Here is a 3,882-nt window from a genome sequence, read left to right on the forward strand (position 1 = left end):
ACGTGGGGCTCATCGTGGGCGGGCTGGCGGCCATTGCGCCTTCGCCGCTGCAGCGCCGGCCGCTCGCCGCGCAGCTGCACCGGCGCATCGCGATCTTCGGCGAGGCCTTCGGCCAGATCGTGGCCGCGCAGTTCTGGATCGCGGCCTTCAACACGCTGCTGACCGCCATCTTCCTGCTGTTCCTGATGCCGCTCTGGGGCCCTCACCTGCCCTACACGCCGGCCCTGATCACGCTGACCTTCGTGGCGGGCCTGGTGCCCATCGTCGGCAACCTGGTCTGCAACTCGGTGATCACGCTGGTGGCGCTGTCGGTGTCGCCCGTGACGGCGCTGGCCTGCCTGGCGTTCCTGATCATCATCCACAAGGCCGAATACGTGATCAACGCCAAGGTGGTCGGCAGCCGCACGCAGATGCGGGTGTGGGAACTGCTGGCAGTGATGTTCGTGGCCGAGGCGGTGTTCGGCCCGGCCGGGCTGGTGGCGGCGCCGCTTTTCTATGCGTACCTCAAGAAAGAGCTGCAGGCCGCAGGCCTGGTTTAGCCCTGATGTCCTGATTTGATCGGTTCTGGTCCGCTTCGGCGCGGACCATGCGCTGGCGGCGCAGAAGAATAGGCGGCATCATCCACTTTGCCCTTCGAGCCCACGCCATGAAATCCTGTCTGATTGTGATCGATGCGCAGGAATCGTTTCGCCAGCGCGCCTACTGGTCCGAACACGTCGCGCAGCCCTATTTCGCCGCCCAGAACGCGCTGATCGAGGGCTGCCTGGCGGCCGGCATTCCGATCGTGCGCGTCTTCCACGTCGATGGTCCCGCCCCCGCAGGCCATCCCTTTGCGGTCGAGTCGGGCTTCGTGCGGCCGATCGAAGGCCTGGCGCCGTTCGAGGCGGCGGCCACCTTCACCAAGCACCGCCACAGCGCGCTGGTCAACAGCGGGCTCGACATCTGGCTCACGCAGCAGGGCATCGGCCGGCTGATCGTGAGCGGCATCCGCACCGAGCAATGCTGCGAAACCACCGCGCGCCACGCCTCGGACCTGGGCTGGGAGGTCGACTACGTGACCGAGGCCACGCTGACCTTCGACATGCCGCAGCCCGACGGCCGGCCGCTTGCCGCGGCCGACATCAAGGCGCGCACGGCGGCCGTGCTGGACGGCCGGTTCGCCACCGTCTGCAGCGTGGCGCAGGCGCTCGAGCGCGCCAGCGCCCGTCTCACGGAAAGCTTGGCCGCATGAGCCTTCGCGTACTGATCCTCGCCTACGACGGCGTCGAGGCCCTCGACTTCGCGGGGCCGTTCGAAGTGTTCACCACCGCGAGCCGCGTGAGCCAGCGCATGAATGCCGGTGCGCCGGCGCCTTTCGAGGTCGCCTCGGTGGCGCTGGGCGCCCACCAGCCCGTGCAGGCGCGCGCCGGCCTGCGCCTGCTGGCCGACCACGACCTGGCCGCGGATCCCAGGGCCGACCTGCTGGTGGTGCCCGGCGGCGTGGTCGATGCCCCGATGGCGAGCCCCGCCACCCTGCGCTGGATCGCCGATTGCGCGGCCGGCGCGCAGCTGGTCGCCTCGGTCTGCACCGGCGTCTTCCTGCTCGCCAAAAGCGGCGTGGCCGTGCGCGAAGCCGTCACCACGCACTGGGAAGACATCGCGGACCTGCGCGAGCAGTTCCCCTTGCTCGACGTGCACGAAAACGAGCGCTGGGTCGACAGCGGCCGCATCGTCAGCTCCGCGGGCATCAGCGCGGGCATCGACATGAGCCTTTACCTGGTCGAACGGCTGGCCGGCCGCGCGCTGGCCGAACGCACCGCGCGCCAGATGGACTACGCATGGATCTCCAGCAGCAGCAAAAGCCCATCCGCGTAGTGTTCGTGCTGCTGCCGGGCAGCCTGGTGCTCGACTGGGCCGGCCCGGCCGAGGCGCTGCGCATCGCGAACCAGCGGCTGCGTGCGGCGGGCCAGCCCGAGCGCTTCGGGATCGAATTCGCCAGCCCGCGGCCCACGTCGATCGGGTCGGTCGGCGTTGCGCTCGCCAGGCTCGCGCCCTTGCCGACGCAATGGCATGGCCCGGCCTGGGTCGTGCTGGTCGGGCTGCCCGGAGACACCATCCCGATCGACAACGCCGAGACGCAGGAGCTGCTGCACTGGCTGCGCGGCCAGCGCTTCGAACGCGACCGGCTCGAACTGGTCACGGTCTGCGCCGGTGCGCTGCTGGCCGCGCATGCCGGCGCGCTTTCGGGCCGCCGTGCGACCACGCACCACCATCACCTGGACGAACTGCGCGCAGTGGAGCCGCGCTGCGAGGTGGTCGCCAACCGCGTGTTCGTGATCGATCCGCCGGTGTACAGCAGCGCGGGCGTCACCACCGGCATCGACCTGGTGCTGCATCGCATCGCCGATGTGTGCGGCGAAGCGCTGGCCGCCCAGGTGGCGCAGACGATGGTGGTGGCGCAGCGGCGCGGCCCGCACGATCCGGAGCTGTCGCCCTTCCTGGCCTACCGCAACCACCTGCATGCCGCGCTGCACCGCGTGCAGGACGCCGTCAGCGAGCAGCCCCAGGCCGACTGGAGCGTGCCGCGGATGGCCGACGTGGCCCACACCTCGGCGCGGCACCTGACGCGGCTGTTCGTCGAGCACGCGGGCGTGGCGCCGCTGGCCTATTTGCGACGGCTGCGGCTGGCGGCCGCGCAGCTTGCGCTGGCCTCGGGCGCGAGCGTGACGCGGGCGGCGGAAATCTCGGGCTTCGGCTCGGACACGCAGCTGCGGCGCGCCTGGCACCAGTTCGGATTGCCTGGCTCGCCTTCGGCCTCGGCATCGAAGGCGTAGCAGCCACCGGCTCCGCGAGGAGTTTCAGCCCTGCGCAGCCGCGCAGGCCCGCGCACGCGCCAGCAGCAGGGTCCGCTCGCGCGTGTTGCGCGTGAGCGAGGCGGCGCGGTCGAATTCCTTCTGCGCCTCCTCGCGGCAGCCGAGCTTCAAGAGCAGGTCGCCGCGCACCGCCGGCAGCAGGTGGTAGGCCTGCAAGGCCGGTTCGCCCACGAGTCTGTCCACCACTTCGAGCCCCGCGGCCGGCCCGAACGCCATCGAGAGCGCCACCGCGCGGTTCAATTCGACGATGGGCGACGGCGACAGCTCGGCCAGCGCGTCATAGAGCGCGGCGATGCGCGGCCAATCGGTTTCTTCGGCCGTGCGCGCACGGCCATGGCAGGCGGCAATGGCCGCCTGCAGCGCATAGGGGCCGAAGGCACCGCCGAGCGCCTCGGCGCGCGCCAGTGCCGCCAGGCCGCGGCGGGTCAGCATGTGGTCCCAGCGTGCGCGGTTCTGCTCGAGCAGCAGCACCGGCTCGCCCGAGGCGCCCACGCGCGCGGCCGTGCGCGAGGCCTGGATTTCCATCAGCGCCACCAGGCCATGCACTTCCGAGGCATCGGGCATGAGCTCGGCCACGATGCGGCCCAGGCGCATGGCTTCCTCGCAGAGCGCGGGGCGCATCCAGTCGTCGCCGGCGGTGGCCGAATAGCCTTCGTTGAAGATCAGGTAGAGCACCTCGAGCACCGAGGCGAGCCGCGCCTCGAGCTCATGCCGGCGCGGCACCTCGAAGGGCACGCGCGCTTCGAGCAGCGTGCGCTTGGCGCGCACGATGCGCTGCGCCACGGTGGCTTCGGGCACGAGAAAGGCGCGCGCGATTTCGTCGGTGCCGAGGCCGCCCATCAGGCGCAGCGTGAGCGCCACGCGCGCCTCGGTCGAAAGTACCGGGTGGCAGGCGGTGAAGACCAGCCGCAGCAGGTCGTCGCCGATGTCGTCGTCGATGGCCGCATCGACGGCTTCGGCGAAATCGGCCTGGGCCATCTCGTGCTGCGCATCGAGCTCGCGGCCGATCTCGGGCGCCTTGTGCTCTGCC

General features: G+C 70.9%; 5 protein-coding genes. 4 read left to right on the plus strand and 1 reads right to left on the minus strand.

Features of this window, described 5'->3' with window-relative positions:
* The 4 genes from AC1DOC_RS23655 to AC1DOC_RS23670 form a co-directional block, all read left to right on the plus strand.
* A partial coding sequence (locus tag AC1DOC_RS23655) for an AI-2E family transporter (protein WP_478130606.1) occupies nucleotides 1-539 on the plus strand: 539 nt, incomplete at its 5' end.
* Nucleotides 540-646: 107 nt separating this feature from the next.
* Entirely contained in the window at nucleotides 647-1,231 is a 585-nt protein-coding gene (locus AC1DOC_RS23660) for a cysteine hydrolase family protein (RefSeq protein WP_478079831.1), read from the plus strand.
* Complete coding sequence (locus AC1DOC_RS23665; protein ID WP_478079830.1) at nucleotides 1,228-1,854, plus strand: DJ-1/PfpI family protein; 627 nt, start codon at nucleotides 1,228-1,230, stop codon at nucleotides 1,852-1,854. Before AC1DOC_RS23660 ends, AC1DOC_RS23665 begins: the two co-directional genes overlap by 4 nt.
* A complete protein-coding gene (locus AC1DOC_RS23670) occupies nucleotides 1,818-2,813 on the plus strand; it encodes a GlxA family transcriptional regulator (RefSeq protein WP_478079829.1) in 996 nt (331 codons plus the stop codon). The genes AC1DOC_RS23665 and AC1DOC_RS23670 overlap by 37 nt, the downstream gene beginning before the upstream one ends.
* A gap of 24 nt (nucleotides 2,814-2,837) precedes the next feature.
* On the opposite strand, the gene AC1DOC_RS23675 is transcribed toward AC1DOC_RS23670, so the two are convergent.
* Nucleotides 2,838-3,882 (minus strand): RNA polymerase sigma factor (locus tag AC1DOC_RS23675; protein ID WP_478130607.1); only part of this gene is annotated, 1,045 nt, incomplete at its 5' end.

Source organism: Variovorax sp. 01T439_2 (genome assembly GCF_056398445.1).

Bases quoted from the DNA above. Each gene is read 5' to 3' on its own strand.
- AC1DOC_RS23660 (WP_478079831.1), top strand. From the start codon at position 647: ATGAAATCCTGTCTGATTGTGATCGATGCGCAGGAATCGTTTCGCCAG.
- AC1DOC_RS23665 (WP_478079830.1), top strand. From the start codon at position 1,228: ATGAGCCTTCGCGTACTGATCCTCGCCTACGACGGCGTCGAGGCCCTC.
- AC1DOC_RS23670 (WP_478079829.1), top strand. From the start codon at position 1,818: ATGGATCTCCAGCAGCAGCAAAAGCCCATCCGCGTAGTGTTCGTGCTG.